We start from the raw sequence: 17,358 nt of genomic DNA, 5'->3' as shown, positions 1-17,358 counted from the left end.
GGTAAGGCCTCGTCGCGACTGGGATCCCACAAAAGGGGACGAGAATCGCTCCGACAGGAGAGCGTGCCGCAGGCCGGGGTATGTTTCCCGCAGCGCCAAGACGGCGTGGGCGATCCCGGCCACCCCCGCCGCGTTCAATACAGTGGCGTGCCCGCCTTGTACGCAGCCACGAACGACTGCCAGTCCAGTTGCACCTGCGCGGCGTAGTCGAACGCGAACTGGCGCAGTTCCGATTTCAGCCCGCTCTTGCTGCTGGCCGCCTGGTCGATCTGCTTGTCGATGCTGTAGGGCACCACGTTCGGGTCGTAGTCCTGGTCGGCCAGCGCATGCGCCGAGGCCAGGGCCTGACCCAGGTAGGTGGCGGCGGTGGCGAGCTTGCCGGCGCTGTCCAGCGCGGTCGGGTCCAGGTCCTGCTGGAACGGGGATTTCTCGTGCACGTAGAACGGGGTGCCGTCGACGCTGGCGTAGCCGACCAGCACGTCGGCGTCGATGGTCTGCGCCTTGGCGGTACGCGTCACCCGCGCGCCCTCGTTGTTGTCGTAGGTGGAGGCCGGCATCTGCGACGGCGCGGCCACGGCGACCACGCTGGCCGCTTCCTGCTTCCACTCCAGGATCACGTCGTCGCTGGTCGACGCGCTCGGGCCTTCGATCAGCACGTACAGACGCAGGCGGCCGAGGCTGCCGGTGCCCGAGCCCAGCTTCTGGCGCACGTCCTTGATGCTGTAGTAGCTGGCGGCATAGCGCTTGGACGCGGCGATCGAGCCGATGTAGCCGTTCATCGCCGCGGCCACCGCCGAGGCGGTGCCGGCGTCCACCGCGACCAGGTTGTCCAGGTTCTGGAACTGGCGCTTGCCGCCGTTGACCACCGTGTACTTGGACAGCAGGCTGCTGCGGCTCTTGCCGTCGGCGCTGTCGATGATCTTGGCCACCGCGCCGCTGGTGTTGCGCTTGCTCAGCTGGAAGCTTTCTTCGGCGTCGCTGCCGCGGAAATCGGCGATCTTGTCCAGGTAGGCGCCGACCATGATGTCGATGGCGTCGCCGATGTCGCTGTCGGACAGGCCGTTGTCGCGCCCGGCCAGGACCATGCTCGCGGCGAGCCGGCGCAGGTCCCACACGTACTGGCCGAGGTGGCCTTCGTCGAAGTCGGCGACTTTGAACACCGCCTTGCCGCTGCTGTCGCGCGCCGCATCGAAGTTGCCGAGGTGGGTGTCGCCGCCGAGCCAGGTGTAGCCGGTCTGCGGCGAGGTCCACAGCGAGCCCGGCAGGGTTTTCATGTCCTGGTAGAAAATGTGGTCGGTGCCGCGGTAGAAGGCGTAGGCGCCGGTGGCCATGGTCGCCATCTTGGTATCCAACTCGGCGCGCTGCGCGGCGTAGGGATGGTTGTAGTCATGGATCTGCTGCACCACCCAGGCGTCGCGCTTGCTCGCCGCAGTCGCGCATCCGGCGCAGGCGGCGAGGGTCAGGCCGATCAGCAGCAACTGCGGCAGGCGGGTGGACATCGCAGGTCTCCAGGCGCGGACGAGGGAACCGGCAGTCGACCACGCCTGCATTGCACGCGGATGAACCTAGAAGTAGCGCAGCCAGCCAAGGTCGCGGCGCCGCGCCTTCAGCCGCGCGAACGCGGCGGTGGGCCAGTACAGGGCCAGGCCCAGCAAGGCGGCGATCGCCCACAGCGCGGCCACGCTGTCCACGCCGAACAGGTCGCCCTGGTTGGTGCCCCACAGCGCCAGCGCGGCCAGGTAGCCGAGCTTCAGCACGTACAGGTGCAGCAGGTAGAAGAACATCGGCGCCGCGCCGATCGTCGCCAGCGGCGCCAGGGTACGGGCCACGGCGGGGTGCTCGTACAGGCGCAGCAACAGCAGGCCTACGCCCAAGGTCAGCAGCAGGAACTGCAGCGACGGCGGGTACTTGGTGACGTTGAAGAAGCTCATCGCGGTATGCGCGAGGTCGTCCTGCGCCTGCCAGGGCGCATCGCCGTAGCCGTTGTGCCAACGCAGCAGGTGGAAGCCGGCCAGCGCGCCCAGCCCCCAGGCCAGCAGGCGCTGCTGGCGCTGCGCCGGCTCGGCGGCGGCGCCGTACCAGGGGCCGGCGGCGTAGCCGAGCGCGATCACCCCGATCCACGGCAGCACCGGGTAGGAGGTGCGCAGGCGCAGCTCGCCCAACTCCAGCCAGCGCCGGTCGTGCAGCACCGCCCAGACCGCCGCGAGCGGGCCGTCGCCCTGCACCTGCACATCGTCCAGCAGGTGGTGGCCGGCGACCAGCGCCGCGCCGAGCAGGGCCAGCGCCGGCCGCGGCAGCCACAGCAGTGCGGCCAGGGCGAGCATGCTCAGGCCGATCGCCCAGATCACCTGCAGGTACAGCGCCTGCGGCGGGAAGGCGCCGCTCCAGGCCAGGTTGACCAGGGTCAGCTCCAGCGCGATCAGGAACAGGCCGCGCTTGAGCAGGAAGCGGGCGGCGGCCGCGCGCCCGTCGGCCTGCCGGGACGCATACAGCCAGGCCGACAGGCCGGTGAGGAACACGAACACCGGCGCGCACAGGTGGGCGAGGGTGCGCGCGACGAACAGCGCCGGCGCCGTGCCCTCCACCTCCATCGGGTCGCCGACCGGGTGGTGCAGGTAGAAGGTCTCGCGCACGTGGTCGAGCAGCATCAGCAGCATCACCGTGCCGCGCAGCAGGTCGATCGGGGCCAGTCGCGCGGCGGGCGTCGCGGGAACGGCGAGGGAGGCGGGCGAAACGAGGGCAACAGACGGCATGCGGTGCGATCAGTGTTAATTTTGAAACAATATAACACTCGGGCGGTAGAGCCCTTCCCGCCGCTGCTGGCGCTGGGGTACTCAGGCTTGGCCGCGCCGTGGTGCTGGCGCGGCGGCGGCGAGGCTCGGGCGGGGCAAGCCGGCGCGCCAGGTCGGCGTCGCTCGGCATGGCCTGGTGTCGGCCCGTGGGCGCGTCGGCGGGACGCTCAGTCCTCGCCGATGTCCTCGTTCCACACGTCCGGGTGCGCGGCGATGAAGCCGCCGAGCAGGTCGATGCACTCCTGGCTGTGCAGGTCGATGACCTCCACGCCGCTCTCGCGCAGCCAGTCGATGCCGCCCTGGAAGGTCACCGATTCGCCGACCACCACGGTGCCGATGTTGAACTGCCGCACCAGGCCGCTGCAGTACCAGCACGGCGCCAGGGTGGTGACCATGATGGTGTCCTTGTAACGGCGCTGGCGCCCGGCCTTGCGGAAGGCGTCGGTCTCGCCATGCACGGACGGGTCGCCTTCCTGCACGCGGCGGTTGTGGCCGCAGCCGAGCAGGCGGCCGTCGCGGTGGTACAGGGCGGCGCCGATCGGGATGCCGCCCTCGGCCAGGCCCTGGCGGGCTTCGGCGATGGCGGTGTCGAGCAGGGCGCGGTAGTCGGGGGTGGTCAGCATGGGATGGCCCGGGGGAAAGGGAGTCGGCCGGCAGTCTGGCGCAGGCAGCCGGCGGCTGTCATCCCGGGCGGCGCTTCACCGGCACGGAGCGGCCGGCAGTGCGATAATCCCGGCATGAGCGAATCCCCCTACAAATCCGGCACCACCCATTTCGGCTTCCGCGACGTCGCCGCCAAGGACAAGCAGAAGCTGGTCGGCGAGGTCTTCACCTCGGTCGCCGGCAACTACGACCTGATGAACGACCTGATGAGCATGGGCATCCATCGGGTCTGGAAGCGCTATTTCGTCGCCACCGCGCAGGTCAAGCCGGGCGACCGCGTGCTCGACCTGGCCGGCGGCACCGGCGACATCGCCGCGCTGCTGAAGGACCGGGTCGGTGCCGACGGCGAGATCGTGCTGGGCGACATCAACGCCGGCATGCTCTCGGTGGGCCGCGACCGCCTCACCAACCGCGGCCTGGTCGCGGGCCTGGACTACGTGCAGTGCAACGCCGAGGCGCTGCCGTTCCCGGACCAGAGCTTCGACTTGGTGACCATCGCCTTCGGCCTGCGCAACGTCACCGACAAGGACGCCGCACTGCGCGAGATGTACCGCGTGCTCAAGGTCGGCGGCCAGGCGCGGGTGCTGGAGTTCTCCGAAGTCACCGCCGATTGGTTCAAGCCGCTGTACGACTTCCATTCGTTCAAGGTGCTGCCGCGCCTGGGCCAACTGTTCGCCAAGGACGCCGACAGCTACCAGTACCTGGCCGAAAGCATCCGCAAGCATCCGCCGCAGGACGCGCTGAAGGCGATGATGGAAGAGGCCGGCTTCGCCCGCAGCCACTACAAGAACCTGACCGGCGGCATCGTGGCGATCCACTCGGGCTATAGGATTTAGAGCCGGGATTGGGGATTCGCAAAGGCGGGCGATCGGTGGCTGACCGATCGCGGCGCTGGGCTGTTCTTGTGGGAGGGACTTCAGTCCCGACGCGCGGTCCGACGATGCCGGCGCAGCATCTGCCACAGAAAGCCGGGATTCGGGATTCGGGATTGGGGAATCGCAAGAGCGGGCGATCGGTGGCTGACCGATCGCGGCGCTGGGCTGTTCTTGTGGGAGGGACTTCAGTCCCGACGCGCGGTCCGGCGGTGCCGGTGTAAGCATCTGCCACAGAAAGCCGGGAATTGGGAATCGGGATTCGGGAATCGCAAAAGCGGGCGATCGGTGGCTGACCGATCGCGGCGCTGGGCTGTTCTTGTGGGAGGGACTTCAGTCCCAACGCGCGGTCCGACGGTGCCGGCGCAAGCATCTGCCACAGAAAGCGGGATTCGGAAATCGGGATTGGGGAATCGTAAGAGCGGACGATCGGTTGCAGGCCGATCGCGGCGCTGGGCTGTTCTTGTGGGAGGGACTTCAGTCCCGACGCGCGGTCCGGCGGTGCCGGTGTAAGCATCTGCCACAGAAAGCCGGGATTCGGGAATCGGGATTCGGGAATCGTAAGAGCAGGCGATCGGTGCTGACTGATCGCGGGCCCTGTGCCGTCTTTGTGGGAGGGACTTCAGTCCCGACGCGCGGTCCGGCGGTGCCGGCGCAAGCATTCGCCGCAGGACGTGAAGGCAAGGATGGAAGCAGCCGGCTTCGCCCGCAACCACTACAGGAACCTTGCGGGCGGCATCGTGGCGATCCACTCGGCGACAAGATCTGAGTGGAGCCGGGATGGGAATTGAAGATTCGGGATTCGTCAGCGCGCGCCGCACTCCCGTTGCGAATCCCCACCCCCGAATCCCGAATCCCGGCCTTCCGGTAGACTGCGAGTTTTCCTCGAACCGGTTACTGCCATGCGTTCCCCGTTCCTGTTGTTGTCCCTGGCCGCGGTGATCGCGTCCGGGTGTTCCCGTGAAGCGTCCGCGCCCGATGCGGCCGCCACTGCCGCCAAGCCGGCACCCGCCGCGGCCAAGCCGGCCGACCGCAGCCATGACGAGACCTCCTACGCCGAGCCGTCCAAGGTCGTGATCAAGGATCTGGCGCTGGATCTGAAGCTGGATTTCGACAGCAAGCAGATCGGCGGCACCGCCACCTACACGCTGGACTGGAAGGACAAGAGCGCCAAGCAACTGGTGCTGGATACGCGCGACCTGACCATCGAGAAGGTGCAGGCCGACGACGGCAAGGGCCAGCAGGCGCCGCTGCAGTACGCGCTGGCGCCGGCGGACAAGATCTACGGCAGCAAGCTGACCATCGAGGCGCCGACCCAGCCGCAGACGATCAGCATCACCTACCACACCGCGCCGACCGCCTCGGGCCTGCAGTGGCTGGAGCCGTCGATGACCGAGGGCAAGAAGCTGCCCTTCATGTTCAGTCAGTCGCAGGCGATCCACGCACGTTCGTGGGTGCCGCTGCAGGACACGCCGAGCGTGCGTTTCACCTACAGCGCGCACGTGGTCTCGCGTCCGGACGTGATGGTGCTGATGAGCGCCGACAACGATCCCAAGGCGGTGTGCAACGGCGACTACCGCTTCAAGATGCCGCAGCCGATCCCGTCCTACCTGCTGGCGATCGCCGCCGGCGACCTGGTGTTCAAGCCGATCTCGGCGCGCTCGGGCGTGTGGGCCGAGCCGGCGATGGTCGACAAGGCGGCCAAGGAGTTCGAGGACACCGAGAAGATGATCGTGGCCGCCGAGACGCTGTACGGTCCGTATCGCTGGGGCCGCTACGACATGCTGGTGCTGCCGCCGTCGTTCCCGTTCGGCGGCATGGAGAATCCGCGCCTGACCTTCGCCACCCCGACGGTGATCGTCGGCGACAAGTCGCTGGTGTCGCTGATCGCGCACGAACTGGCGCATAGCTGGTCCGGCAACCTGGTGACCAACGCCAGCTGGAAGGACATCTGGCTCAACGAAGGCTTCACCACCTACGTGCAGGCGCGCATCACCGAGGCGCTGTACGGCCCGGAAGCGGCGGAGATGGAGCGCGAGATCGACCAGACCGACCTGCTCGCCGAACTGAAGGGCATGAGCCCGGCCGACCAGGCGCTGGCGCTGCCGGCGCTGACCGAGCGCGATCCGGACGAGGCGCTGAGCCAGGTCGCCTACGTCAAGGGCGCATGGTTCCTGCAGTTCCTGGAACAGCGCTTCGGCCGCGACACCTTCGATCCGTTCCTGCGCGGCTGGTTCGACGACCACGCGTTCCAGAGCGCCAACACCGATCAGTTCGTCGAGTACCTGAAGACCCACCTGCTGCCCAAGAAGCCGAACGCGGTGACCGCGCAGGAACTGCATGCGTGGCTGGACGAGCCGGGCATTCCGGCGTTCGCGCAGAAGGCGCGTTCGCGCAACTTCGCCATGGTCGACACCGCGCGCATCGCCTGGACCGGCAGCGGCACGTTGCCGGGCAAGCAGGTGACCGATGCCTGGAGCACCCAGGAGTGGACGCGCTTCCTCAGCGGCCTGGGCGAGAAGCTGACCCCGGCGCAGCTCAAGCAGCTCGACGACGCCTACCACTTCACCGGCACCGCCAACGGCGAGATCGCCATGCGCTGGTATCCGCTGGCGATCCGCAGCGGCTACGTGGACGCGCGCCCGGCCGCCGGCGAGTTCATCGCCCGCGTCGGCCGCCGCAAGCTGATCCTGCCGATCTACGCCGAACTGGTGAAGACCCCGGACGGGCTCGCCTTCGCCGAAGAGGTGTTCGCCAAGGCCAAGCCCGGCTACCACCCGATCACCACGGTGTCGGTGCAGGAGATGCTGGACAAGGCCAAGGCCGGCAGCACCGCGCACTGACGCAAGTCGCCCGCGAAAGACCGCGCACACGGCGCCGGGAGCACTCCCGGCGCCGTGTGCGTGTGTGCGGCCGGCGTGTGGCGACGATCGCGTCGCGCGGGGAGGGTGCGATGGTGGCGGCATGGCCGCGCCCGCGTTGCAGGACGTCGTCATCTGCGGCGTCGCATGCGCCGCCGGCATGAGGCGCGTGCCTGTGCAGTGCCGCCTTAACGGATTCCACACGCACCGCCGTCGATCAGCACGACCTGCTGCCACGCATTCGCGATATCCTCGGCAGTCCCGATGGTCCTCGGTCCATGCGCGCATGACATCGTTCGCCACCGCTGCCCCGGTCTCCGCTGCAAGCGCCAGTGCCATGGCAGATCGTTGCCGGCGCCGATGCGCGCGGGCCTGCGTGCGCCTCCCGAGGGGTTGCTGAGATGACCGACGCGCCCGTGCTGTCCGGTTCCTTGCTGGACGCATTGCCCGATGCCCGCGGTGGCGAAATCTTCACCGAACTGCTGCGGCGCTCCGGTTGCCGCGTCGAGCGCATCGTCTCGCACGGGCAGACCACGCCGCAGGAGTCGCCGTACCTGCAGGCGCACGACGAATGGGTGCTGGTGCTGCGCGGTCGCGCGCGGGTGGCGCTGTGCGATCGCGAGGTCGCGCTGGCGCCGGGCGACCATCTGTTCATCCCGGCCGATACGCCGCATTGGGTGACTTTCACCGATCCCGGCCAGCCGACCGTGTGGCTGGCCCTCCATCTCGGCGAAGCCGACGTGGTGGCGTGAGCGCATGAGCGACCTGTGCGCTCCGGTGTCCCCATGGTGATGGCGACCCTGGTCTTGATGATGTTGCTGCTGCTGGCTGGCGCCCTGGCGTTGCTGGTGTCGCTGCTGTGCGTGGCGCTCGTGGCGATGCCGATCGGGGCGCTGCTGGTGGCGCGCGATCCCTTCCTGCTGGTGCGCCTGGAGAGCCTGCGCCAGCGCCGCGGCAGCGGGCTGCGGCGGCGCCAGTCGCAGGTCGCCGGGCACACCTGGACCTATCTGGTGCGCGCCGCGGCCGATCCCGCCGCGCCGACCCTGCTGCTGGTGCATGGCTTCACCGGCAGCAAGGAGAACTGGCTGCCGCTGGCGCGCGCGCTGGGCACGCGCTATCACCTGGTGATCCCGGATCTGCCCGGCTGGGCCGAGAGCCAGCGCATCGCCGGGCAGGACTACGGCTTTGTGGCGCAGGCCGAGCGCGTGGCCGCGTTCGCCATGCAGTGCGCGCGCCGTGCGGGCAGCGAATGTGTGCTGCTCGGGCATTCGATGGGAGGCGGCATCGCGGCGCTGGCCGCGGCGCGCCATCCGGCGGTGTTCGACCGGGTCGGCCTGTTCAACGCCGCCGGCGTGCGCTTCGCCGACAACGTCTTCGGCCAGGCGGTGCTGGACGGGCACAATCCGTTCGCGGTGCACGATGCCGCATCGCTGCAGCGCTACATCGACACCGTGTTCCTGCTCGAGCGCGCCAAGCCGCGCATCCCGCGCTGGGCGGTGCCGGCGGTGGTGGCCTGGCGTCGCCGCGAGGCCGATTTCGAGCAGCAGGTGCTGGCGCGCATCGGCCGCGGCGAGGAGGCGTTCCTGCCGTTCGAGGAGGCCGCGCGCATTCGCCAGCCGGCGCTGCTGCTGAATTGCGTGCAGGACGCGGTGATCGACGCCAGCGCGCTGGCGCTGTACGCGCAACGCCTGCCGCAGGCGATCCAGGTACTGCTGGACGGCAGCGGCCACATGTCCATCGTCGAGAAGCCCGTCGAGGTCGCGCAGGCCATCGACACCCTGATCCAACGAGGAACCCCACGATGAAACGCATCCTGCTCGGCGCGCTGTGCGCCGTCGCCCTGGCCGCTTGCGGCGATCACGAGGCCGAGCGCAAGGCGCAGGCCGCGGCCGAAGCGCAGGCCAAGGCGCAGGCGGCCGACGACCTGGCCAAGCAGTACGACGCCGCGGTGAAGTCGGGCAACTGGGACCTGGCCCGGATCCACGGCGCGGCGCTGCTGCAGCAGTACCCCGGCTCGGACGCGGCCGAACGCATCCAGCCCGGCTACGCAGAGGTCAAGGCCAAGGGCGAAGCGGCGCGCGAGCTGCGGCGCATGCAGGCGGCCTGGCAGTACTCGCAGGTGCCGGCCGGCAAGGGCGTGCAGCGCTCGGCGATGCTGTACAGCCGCGACAAGGTCGATGTGGACGGCAGCGGGCCCAAGCCGGTGCAACTGGTGTTCCGCGACCATCCGGAATGGAAGCGCAGCGCCTACCTCGTGCTGCAGTCCGGCGATTTCCGCTGCGCCGGCGGCTGCAAGGTGGAACTGAAGGCCGACGACGCGCCGCCGCACGCGGCCGCGGCCTGGCGGCCCAAGACCGACGAGGCCATCGCCATGTTCATCAGCGACGACAAGGCGCTGTGGAAGCTGGCGCGCAAGACCACGGTGCTGCAGATCACCTTCCCGGTGAAGGCCGGCGGCACCCGCACCGCGGTGTTCGAGACCGGCGGCCTGGACGGCGCGCAGATGCCGGGCTGGGATTGAGCGCGATGCATGCCGCCATGCCACCGCCGGCCGAGGCGCTGTGCCAGGTGCGCCACTGGGTGTTCGACATGGACGGCACCCTGACCCGTGCCGTGCACGATTTCGCGCTGATCCGCCGCGAACTGCAGATCCCGCCGCAGGCCGACATCCTGCAGCACCTAGCGGCGCTGCCGGACGCGCAGCGCGCCAGCAAGCACGCCTGGCTGCTGGAGCACGAGCGCGTGCTTGCCCAGGAGGCCACCGCGGCCAACGGCGCGCCGGCGCTGCTGCGCACCCTGCACGCGGCCGATTGCCGGCTGGCGGTGCTCACCCGCAACGCGCGCGAGCTGGCGCAGCTGACCCTGGAAGAGATCGAGGTCGACGACCTGTTCGAGGACGTCACCATCCTCGGCCGCGACGAGGCGCCGCCCAAGCCGCATCCCGGCGGCCTGCTGCAGTTGGCCGAGCACTGGGGCGTGGCGCCGCAGGCACTGGCGATGGTCGGCGACCACGCCTACGACCTGCAGTGCGGGCGCCATGCCGGCGCCACCACCGTGCTGCTGCATCCGGACAATCCCTGGCCGGCGCTGGCCGACCTGCATTTCGCCGATTGCGCCGCGCTGCTGGCGTGGTGGCAGGACCGCGTCGGGCCGCAGTCGCACTGACTGCTGCGCGGCGGCTGACCGCCGCCGCGCGCCGGACCCTCCCTGGCGAGATCGGTGCAGGCGTGCCGGATGCGCACTCCCCGTCGCGCGCCCCGCCGTGCGCATCCGTGTGCGCCAGTGTGGCAAGCGCAGCGATGGCGCAGGGTGTGCCACCGGCACATGTGCTCACACTGCGCCACGCCCGATGCAACCGTGTGGCACAAAGTGTCACGTTTCCGAGACACCTTCGACCGCGCTGGTGGGCGTCTTCGCGACGACAACCGGCGTCGTGATCCGCACGTCAAGGGATGTTGCATCGCAGCGCCGCGATGGCATGGACGTTGCTCGTATACATCCACGCTTCAGGTTCCGTGGCACACGCCGATAGGTGAAGTGACGCGGCTCTTCAACGAGGGGAGTAGAACGATGCACAGTCATTCACGTCGTACCCAGGCTTGTACGCTGCTCGCGCTGGCCACTGCGCTGGCATTGGCGGGTTGCAAGAAGCAGGAAGAGGCTCCGGCGCCGGCCGCACCGGCCGCCGCACAGCAGCCGCCGGCCGCCGCGCCGGCCGCGGTCGCCGATACCGACAGCGAGTTCGCCAGTAATGCCGCCAACCCGGACAACTGGGGCGGCATCGGCCGCGACTTCGGCCTGACCCGGCACAGCCCGCTGGCCGAGATCAACCGCGACAACGTCAAGAACCTGAAGATGTCGTGGGAGATGAAGACCGACGCCACCCGCGGCCATGAAGGCCAGCCGCTGGTGGTGGGCGGCACCATGTACATGGTCAGCGCCTATCCGAACAACGTGTTCGCGATCGACCTGTCGCAGGAAGACGCCGGCAAGGTGCTGTGGAAGTACACCCCGCAGCAGGACGAGCGCGCGGTGGCGGTGGCCTGCTGCGACACGGTCAACCGTGGCGCGTCCTACGCCGACGGCAAGGTGGTGTTCGGCAGCCTCAGCGGCGACGTGATCGCGCTCGATGCCAAGACCGGCAAGGAAGTGTGGAAGCAGAAGCTCGCCTATCCCGAGAAAGGCGAGACCATCACCATGGCCCCGATCATCGCCGACGGCAAGGTCGTGGCCGGCATCAGCGGCAACGAGTTCGGCGTGCGCGGGCGCGTCGCCGCGTACGCGCTGGCCGACGGCAAGCAGGCCTGGTCCTGCGAAGCCACCGGCACCGACAAGGACATCTGCCTCGGCCCGGACTTCAACAAGGCCAATCCGCAGCACGGCCAACTCGGCGACCTCGGCCAGAAGACCTACCCCGACGAAGGCTGGAAGCGCGGCGGCGGCGCGGCCTGGGGCTGGTACAGCTACGACCCGAAACTCAAGCTGGTCTACTACGGCACCGGCAATCCCGGCCTGTGGAGCCCGTCGTACCGCTGCGGCAAGACCACGCAGAAGGAATGCGATACCGGCGAGTACGACAACAAGTGGTCGATGACCCTGTTCGCGCGCAAGATCGACACCGGCGAGGCGGTGTGGGGCTACCAGAAGACCCCGTTCGACCAGTGGGACTACGACGGCATCAACGAGCCGATCCTGGTCGACCTGACCATCGACGGCAAGCAGGTGCCCTCGGTGGTGCAGTTCGACCGCAACGGGTTCGCCTACGTGCTCGACCGCCGCGACGGCACGCTGCTGCGCGCCAACAAGTTCGTGCCGGCCAACTGGGCCGAGCGCATCGACATGAAGACCGGGCGCCCGGTCAAGGTCGCGGCGCATTCGCCGCTGGAACGCGGCCGCAAGGTGGAGGCGTTCCCGTCGGCGATGGGCGGCAAGGACCAGCAGCCATGCTCGGTGGATCCGGCCAATTCGGCGGTGTTCTTCTGCGGCACCAACAACTGGCACATGGAGCTCGACCCGCAGGAGCGCGGCAACACCATGATGGGCCTGCCGTACGTGTTCGCCAACGTGCTGATGAAGCCCAACGAGCCGGGCGCACTGGGCATCGTCAAGGCGTTCGACGTGGTCGAAGGCAAGTCCAAGTGGGAGATCAAGGAGAAGTTCCCAGTGTGGAGCGGCACCCTGGTCACCGACGGCGGGCTGGTGTTCTACGGCACGCTGGACGGCTGGTTCCGCGCCGTGGACAAGGACACCGGCAAGAAGCTGTGGGAGACCAAGCTGCCCTCCGGCGTCATCGGCAATCCGATCGCCTACAAGGCCAACGGCCACCAGTACGTGGCGGTGTTCTCGGGTATCGGCGGCTGGATCGGCCTGCCGGTCGCCGCCGGCCTGGATCCGGGCGATCCGTACGGCGCGTTGGGTGCCGCGGGCCTGGCCTTCAGCAACGGCTTCGACAAGATCCCGTTGGGCGGCATGGTGCACACCTTCCGCATCGACGGCGCCGGCAAGACCGTCACGCCCACCACGACCGCCACTGCGGCCGCCGGTGGCGGCAGCGCGGCGGTCGCCGCCAAGACGGTGCGATGAGCCGGCGGCGCCGCGTCCAGGGTGCGAGCGGGTGCCGGATGGCACCCGCCTCGCGGCGCCTGCCTGCGGGCGCGCGCGCCGTGTTGCTGTTGTGCAGCCTCGGACTCGTCGCCGCGGGCTGTACGCGCGAGCCGTCGTCCGCGACGGCTCGCGCTCCTGCTGCCCCGCCCGCCGTTGCGGCACCGGCATCCGCCGCGCCCGCCACGACGCTGCCGGCCGATGCGCCGGTGCTGCGGGTCTGTGCCGATCCCGGCAACATGCCGTTGTCCGATCGTGCAGGCGAGGGCTTCCAGAACAAGATCGCCCAGGTGGTGGCCGCGGAGATGGGCCGGCGCCTGGAGTACGAGTGGCGCAGCTACTACCAGCGCGGCCTGGCGCGCAGCACGATCAACGCCGGGCGCTGCGACGTGCTGATGGACATGAACAGCGATTTTGAAATGGGCCTGCCCACGCGCCCGTTGTATCGCTCCACCTATGTGCTGGTCACCCGCAAGGGCCTGGACCTGCGTCCTGCCTCGCTGGACGATCCTGCGCTGAAAAAGCTCAAGGTCGGCGTGTTCCAGAGCTCGCCGGCGCGGCAGGCGCTGTTCGACCATGGCGTGCAGGGTGAAGTGCAGTACCTGTTCTACGATTCGGCGAGTGCGCCGCAGGAACATCCCGGCAAGCTCGCCGAGCAGGTCGCCGCCGGCAAGCTCGATGCCGCCGAATCCTGGGGACCGGTGGCCGGCTACTACGCCGCGCGCGGCGGCCTCGGCGTGGTGCCGCTGAACGTCATCGACAACGAGGTGCTGGAATATTCGATGGCGTGGGCGGTGTCGCGCAAGAACGCGGCATTGCGCGATGCGCTGAACGCGGCGATGCAGCGCAGCGCCGGCAAGATCGACGCGATCCTGCGCGACTATCACGTGCCGCTGGTGGCCTGCGCCGATTGCATCGTCGCCGGCAACCTGCGCTCGCACGGACCTTATGCGGCGCCCGACGACCAGGACGACACGCCGAGCGCGCAGGCCTCGTCGGACATGCTGGCGCAATTGCAGCTGCGCATCTCCGGTGGCGCCGATCCCAACGATGAGTTGGCGCACGCGCTGGATGCCGGCGATGGCGTGCGCGTGGCCTGGCTGCTGCGGCATGGCGCCAGCGCCGACAAGTCCAACCTGCTCGGCGAGCCGCCGCTGCAGCAGGCGATCCGCAACCAGGCGCCGCTGCTAGTCGGCGAGCTGCTGGCCGCCGGCGCCAAGGTCGAAAACCGCGACAGCAATGGCTGGACGCCGTTGATGAAGGCGGCCTGGTCCAACGACGGCAAGAGCGCCGCGCAATTGCTGGCGCATGGCGCCAAGGTCGAGGCGGTGTCCGCCGACGGCTGGACGCCGCTGGACCTGGCCATCTCCTACGCCGACGCCGACCTGGTACAGGCATTGCTCACCGCGGGTGCCAGCGTGCGCCGTGCCAATCCGGCCGGCTTCACCCCGGTGATGTTCGCGGTGGCGCGCAACGACCCGAAGATCCTCGATCTGCTGCTCAAGCGCGGTGCCGAAGCCGACCGTGCCAACCGCGCCGGCGTCACGCCGTTGATGCTGGCCGCCGCTGCCGGCCGCGAGGACAGCGCCCGGCGTCTGCTCGCCGCCGGCGCCAGCGCCGATGCGCGCGACGCCGACGGCAAGACCCCGGCGGCGCTGGCCCAGCAACGCGGCAATGCCGAACTCGCCCACCTGCTGACGGAGGCCCAGCACCGACGCACGCAATGACCGCTTTCCGCCGTTCCGTACACGCCGCTCGCGCGGCCTGCTCCTCCCATCGTGCACTCCGCAAAGGTTCTGCTCCCATGCGCTCTGCTTCCGTCCGTCGTCGTGCCGTCTCCGTGCTGTTGCCCGTGTCCCTGTTCGCCTCGCTCCTGTTGCTGGCCGCCTGCGGCAAGCAGGAGACGCCCGCCGCGCCAGCGGCCACACCCGAGCCGGCTGCGGCGCCGGCGCCTGCACCGGCCTCTGCGCCGGCGGCGACCGCGCCCGCCGCTGCTGCTCCTGCCGCCGCACCGGCCCCCGCTGCGGCGGTGACGCCGATTCCGAAGGGACCGCCGGTTAAGGTCACCCCGGAGCTGGTCGCCGAAGGCAAGGCGCTGTTCAACTCCGCCGGCTGCACCGCCTGTCACGGCGGCACCGGTGGCGGCGGCATGTGTCCGCCGCTGACCAACGACATCTGGGTGTACGGCAGCGACGACGACACCTTGCGTACGCTGATCACCGAAGGGACGGCCGGCATGACCGCGCATGGCAAGACCCGGATCGGCCACGAGAAGGTGGTCGGGCAGATGCCGCCGTTCGGTCCCGTGCTCAAGCCGGGCGATACCGAGAAGCTGCTGGCCTTCATCCATTCCATCAACAAGACCGCGGGCGCCACGCAATGAGGAAAGCGTTGCGCCTGTCCGCCGTCGTCGCGCTGTCGCTGTTCGCTGCTGCGTGCCAGCGCACCGCCGGGCCGACGGCGGGGGCCGATGCGGCGGCCGCGCCGGCGCCTGCGGCCGCGACCGCGGCGCTGGCCTACGTGCCGAACCAGCGCAGCGGCACCATCTCGGTGATCGACACCGGCAGCGACCGCGTGGTGCGCACGCTGTCGGCGCAGGGCCAGCTCGGCAAGCGCCTGCAGCAGGTGGTGCCGGGGCCGCCCGGGCATCTGTACGTCATCGACGCGCAGGGCCATCGCCTGCTGGACCTGGATACCGTGCAGGACCGGGTGCTGCGCAGCGTCGACATCGGCGAGAACGCCGAAGGCGTCGCCGCGTCGCCGAACGGCCGCCAGCTGGCGGTGTGCGTGGAGGGGCAGAACCAGGTGATGCTGATCGACCCGGCCAGCTTCACCATCGGCGCGCACATCGCCACTCGCGGGCAGGCGCCGGAACACTGCGTCTACACGCCGGATGGCGCGCTGCTGCTGACCAGCAACGAAGGCTCCAACGACCTGGACGTGATCGACCTGAAGGCCGGCGCGTCCACCGGCGTCATCGCCACCAGCGGGCATCCGCGCGGCATGGCGTTCGCGCCGGACGGCAAGACGGCGTACGTGGCGCAGGAAGCGGCCAACGTGGTCGACGTGATCGATCTGGCGGCGCGCACGCGCGTGGCCAGCATCCCGGCCGGGCAACGCACCGCCGGCATCGCCATCGCCCGCGACGGCAGCCGCGTGTACGCGTCGAACGGCGCCGGCACGGTCAGCGTGATCGATCCGGCCGCGCGCCGTGCGTTGGCGGAGATCCCGGTGGGGCAGCGGCCCTGGAACCCGGCGCTGAGCCCGGACGGCAAAAAGTTGTACGTGGCCAATGGCCGTTCCAACAGCGTCAGTGTCATCGACACGGCGGCGATGAAGGAGATCAAGCAGATCGCGGTGGGCGAGATGCCATGGGGTGTGATCGTGGCGCAGTGAGGTGAGGCGAGCGGTGCTCTCGGGCGCCGCGACGGGAGGCGGGGAGAGCCGGAATGAAGACGCGAGCCGCGGTCGCCTGGGCGGCGAACCAGCCGCTGGCCATCGAGGAAGTGGATCTGCAGCCGCCCAAGGCCGGCGAGGTGCTGGTGCGCATGGTCGCCAGCGGCATCTGCCACGGCGACGACATCGCCCTGTCCGGTGCCGATGCCGATACGGCATTCCCGGTGATCCTGGGCCAGGAAGGCGCCGGCGTGGTCGAAGAGGTCGGCGTCGGCGTCACCAGCGTGCGCCCGGGCGATCACGTGATCCCGCTGTACATGCCCGAATGCGGCGTGTGCAAGTACTGCCGTTCCAACCGCACCAACCTGTGTCAGGCGATCCGAAGCACCCAGGACCGCGGGCTGATGCCCGACGGCAGCAGCCGCTTCTCGCTGCATGGACGCCCGCTGCTGCACTACATGGGCACCAGCACCTTCGCCGAGTACACCGTGCTGCCGGAAATCGCGGTGGCCAGGATCCATCCGGACGCGCCGCTGGACAAGGCCTGCCTGCTCGGCTGCACGGTCACCACCGGCATCGGCGCCGTGCTCAACACCGCGCGGGTGCGTCCGGGCGAGAGCGTGGCGGTGTTCGGACTCGGCGGCATCGGCCTGTCGGTGGTGCAGGGCGCGGTGATGGCGCGCGCCGAGCGCATCATCGTGGTCGACATCAACCGCGACAAGTTCCCGCTGGCGCGCGCGCTGGGCGCCACCGACTGCCTGGATCCGAAGGATTTCGGCGCGCCGGTGCAGCAGGTCATCGTCGACCTCACCGACGGCGGCGCCGACCACAGCTTCGCCTGCGTCGGCGACGTGCGCGCCATGCGCGCGGCGCTGGAGTGCTGCCACAAGGGCTGGGGCGAAAGCATCATCCTCGGCGTGGCGCCGAGCGCGCAGGAGATCAGCACGCGGCCGCTGCAACTGGTCACCGGCCGCGCCTGGCGCGGCAGCGCGTTCGGCGGGGTCAAGGGCCGCAGCGAGCTGCCGGCCTATGCCGAGCGCTACCTGGCCGGGGAGATCCGCATCGACGAACTCATCAGCGAAACCCTGCCGCTGGACCACATCAACCGCGGCTTCGAGGCGATGCGCGCCGGCCGCGGCATCAAATCGATCGTTCTCTACTGAGCCCTCAAGG

At 69.6% G+C, this 17,358-nt stretch carries 13 protein-coding genes and 2 pseudogenes; 12 read left to right on the top strand and 3 right to left on the bottom strand.

From position 1 onward, the window contains the following. Positions 1-134: 134 nt before the first annotated feature. The 3 genes from SLW52_RS10175 to SLW52_RS10165 all read right to left on the bottom strand — a co-directional run bounded on the left by SLW52_RS10175 (position 135) and on the right by SLW52_RS10165 (position 3,415). On the bottom strand, positions 135-1,499 hold the full coding sequence (locus tag SLW52_RS10175; protein WP_320740220.1) for a DUF2252 family protein: 1,365 nt from the start codon (positions 1,497-1,499) through the stop codon (positions 135-137). A gap of 66 nt (positions 1,500-1,565) precedes the next feature. Continuing rightward, entirely contained in the window at positions 1,566-2,753 is a 1,188-nt protein-coding gene (locus tag SLW52_RS10170; protein ID WP_320740221.1) for a heparan-alpha-glucosaminide N-acetyltransferase domain-containing protein, read from the bottom strand. Between the two features lie 206 nt (positions 2,754-2,959). Further along, a complete protein-coding gene (locus SLW52_RS10165; RefSeq protein WP_010341927.1) occupies positions 2,960-3,415 on the bottom strand; it encodes a nucleoside deaminase in 456 nt (151 codons plus the stop codon). 114 nt (positions 3,416-3,529) lie between these two features. Between SLW52_RS10165 and ubiE the strand changes: the two genes are divergently transcribed. The 12 genes and pseudogenes from ubiE to SLW52_RS10105 all read left to right on the top strand — a co-directional run bounded on the left by ubiE (position 3,530) and on the right by SLW52_RS10105 (position 17,348). Beyond that, positions 3,530-4,291, top strand: coding sequence for a bifunctional demethylmenaquinone methyltransferase/2-methoxy-6-polyprenyl-1,4-benzoquinol methylase UbiE (ubiE, locus tag SLW52_RS10160; protein WP_017910016.1), 762 nt, complete (start codon positions 3,530-3,532; stop codon positions 4,289-4,291). 689 nt (positions 4,292-4,980) lie between these two features. After that, positions 4,981-5,118: pseudogene (locus tag SLW52_RS10155) on the top strand (class I SAM-dependent methyltransferase); the annotation flags it as partial. Positions 5,119-5,229: 111 nt separating this feature from the next. After that, positions 5,230-7,170, top strand: a complete 1,941-nt coding sequence (locus tag SLW52_RS10150; RefSeq protein ID WP_320740222.1) for a M1 family metallopeptidase — start codon at positions 5,230-5,232, stop codon at positions 7,168-7,170. Positions 7,171-7,589: 419 nt separating this feature from the next. Then, on the top strand, positions 7,590-7,940 hold the full coding sequence (locus tag SLW52_RS10145) for a cupin domain-containing protein (RefSeq protein WP_017910018.1): 351 nt from the start codon (positions 7,590-7,592) through the stop codon (positions 7,938-7,940). A gap of 33 nt (positions 7,941-7,973) precedes the next feature. After that, positions 7,974-8,993 (top strand): alpha/beta hydrolase, encoded by a 1,020-nt coding sequence (locus tag SLW52_RS10140; RefSeq protein ID WP_267092830.1) that lies wholly within the window; start codon positions 7,974-7,976, stop codon positions 8,991-8,993. Further along, positions 8,990-9,709, top strand: a complete 720-nt coding sequence (locus SLW52_RS10135) for a hypothetical protein (protein ID WP_017910020.1) — start codon at positions 8,990-8,992, stop codon at positions 9,707-9,709. Before SLW52_RS10140 ends, SLW52_RS10135 begins: the two co-directional genes overlap by 4 nt. Positions 9,710-9,714: 5 nt before the next feature. After that, on the top strand, positions 9,715-10,353 hold the full coding sequence (locus SLW52_RS10130) for an HAD family hydrolase (protein WP_017914832.1): 639 nt from the start codon (positions 9,715-9,717) through the stop codon (positions 10,351-10,353). Between the two features lie 405 nt (positions 10,354-10,758). Continuing rightward, positions 10,759-12,771, top strand: coding sequence for a methanol/ethanol family PQQ-dependent dehydrogenase (locus tag SLW52_RS10125; RefSeq protein WP_295920308.1), 2,013 nt, complete (start codon positions 10,759-10,761; stop codon positions 12,769-12,771). An 80-nt stretch (positions 12,772-12,851) separates the two neighbouring features. After that, a pseudogene (locus SLW52_RS10120) lies at positions 12,852-14,516 on the top strand (quinoprotein dehydrogenase-associated putative ABC transporter substrate-binding protein); the annotation flags it as partial. Between the two features lie 77 nt (positions 14,517-14,593). Further along, positions 14,594-15,172, top strand: a complete 579-nt coding sequence (locus tag SLW52_RS10115) for a cytochrome c (RefSeq protein WP_267084148.1) — start codon at positions 14,594-14,596, stop codon at positions 15,170-15,172. Then, complete coding sequence (locus tag SLW52_RS10110) at positions 15,169-16,185, top strand: beta-propeller fold lactonase family protein (protein ID WP_267084147.1); 1,017 nt, start codon at positions 15,169-15,171, stop codon at positions 16,183-16,185. Before SLW52_RS10115 ends, SLW52_RS10110 begins: the two co-directional genes overlap by 4 nt. A 53-nt stretch (positions 16,186-16,238) precedes the next feature. After that, positions 16,239-17,348, top strand: coding sequence for an S-(hydroxymethyl)glutathione dehydrogenase/class III alcohol dehydrogenase (locus SLW52_RS10105; RefSeq protein WP_267084146.1), 1,110 nt, complete (start codon positions 16,239-16,241; stop codon positions 17,346-17,348). Positions 17,349-17,358: the final 10 nt, after the last annotated feature.

Origin of the sequence: Xanthomonas sp. LF02-5 (assembly GCF_034105325.1) — a bacterium.
Taxonomy (GTDB): domain Bacteria; phylum Pseudomonadota; class Gammaproteobacteria; order Xanthomonadales; family Xanthomonadaceae; genus Xanthomonas_A; species Xanthomonas_A sontii.
The sequence above is the reverse complement of the archived record's forward strand: the minus strand, read 5'-3'. Positions and strand labels throughout refer to the sequence as shown.

Bases quoted from the DNA above. Each gene is read 5' to 3' on its own strand.
- SLW52_RS10135 (WP_017910020.1), top strand. From the start codon at position 8,990: ATGAAACGCATCCTGCTCGGCGCGCTGTGCGCCGTCGCCCTGGCCGCT.
- SLW52_RS10145 (WP_017910018.1), top strand. From the start codon at position 7,590: ATGACCGACGCGCCCGTGCTGTCCGGTTCCTTGCTGGACGCATTGCCC.
- SLW52_RS10140 (WP_267092830.1), top strand. From the start codon at position 7,974: ATGGTGATGGCGACCCTGGTCTTGATGATGTTGCTGCTGCTGGCTGGC.
- SLW52_RS10150 (WP_320740222.1), top strand. From the start codon at position 5,230: ATGCGTTCCCCGTTCCTGTTGTTGTCCCTGGCCGCGGTGATCGCGTCC.
- SLW52_RS10105 (WP_267084146.1), top strand. From the start codon at position 16,239: ATGAAGACGCGAGCCGCGGTCGCCTGGGCGGCGAACCAGCCGCTGGCC.
- SLW52_RS10115 (WP_267084148.1), top strand. From the start codon at position 14,594: ATGCGCTCTGCTTCCGTCCGTCGTCGTGCCGTCTCCGTGCTGTTGCCC.
- SLW52_RS10170 (WP_320740221.1), bottom strand. From the start codon at position 2,753: ATGCCGTCTGTTGCCCTCGTTTCGCCCGCCTCCCTCGCCGTTCCCGCG.
- ubiE (WP_017910016.1), top strand. From the start codon at position 3,530: ATGAGCGAATCCCCCTACAAATCCGGCACCACCCATTTCGGCTTCCGC.
- SLW52_RS10110 (WP_267084147.1), top strand. From the start codon at position 15,169: ATGAGGAAAGCGTTGCGCCTGTCCGCCGTCGTCGCGCTGTCGCTGTTC.
- SLW52_RS10175 (WP_320740220.1), bottom strand. From the start codon at position 1,499: ATGTCCACCCGCCTGCCGCAGTTGCTGCTGATCGGCCTGACCCTCGCC.
- SLW52_RS10165 (WP_010341927.1), bottom strand. From the start codon at position 3,415: ATGCTGACCACCCCCGACTACCGCGCCCTGCTCGACACCGCCATCGCC.
- SLW52_RS10130 (WP_017914832.1), top strand. From the start codon at position 9,715: ATGCATGCCGCCATGCCACCGCCGGCCGAGGCGCTGTGCCAGGTGCGC.
- SLW52_RS10125 (WP_295920308.1), top strand. From the start codon at position 10,759: ATGCACAGTCATTCACGTCGTACCCAGGCTTGTACGCTGCTCGCGCTG.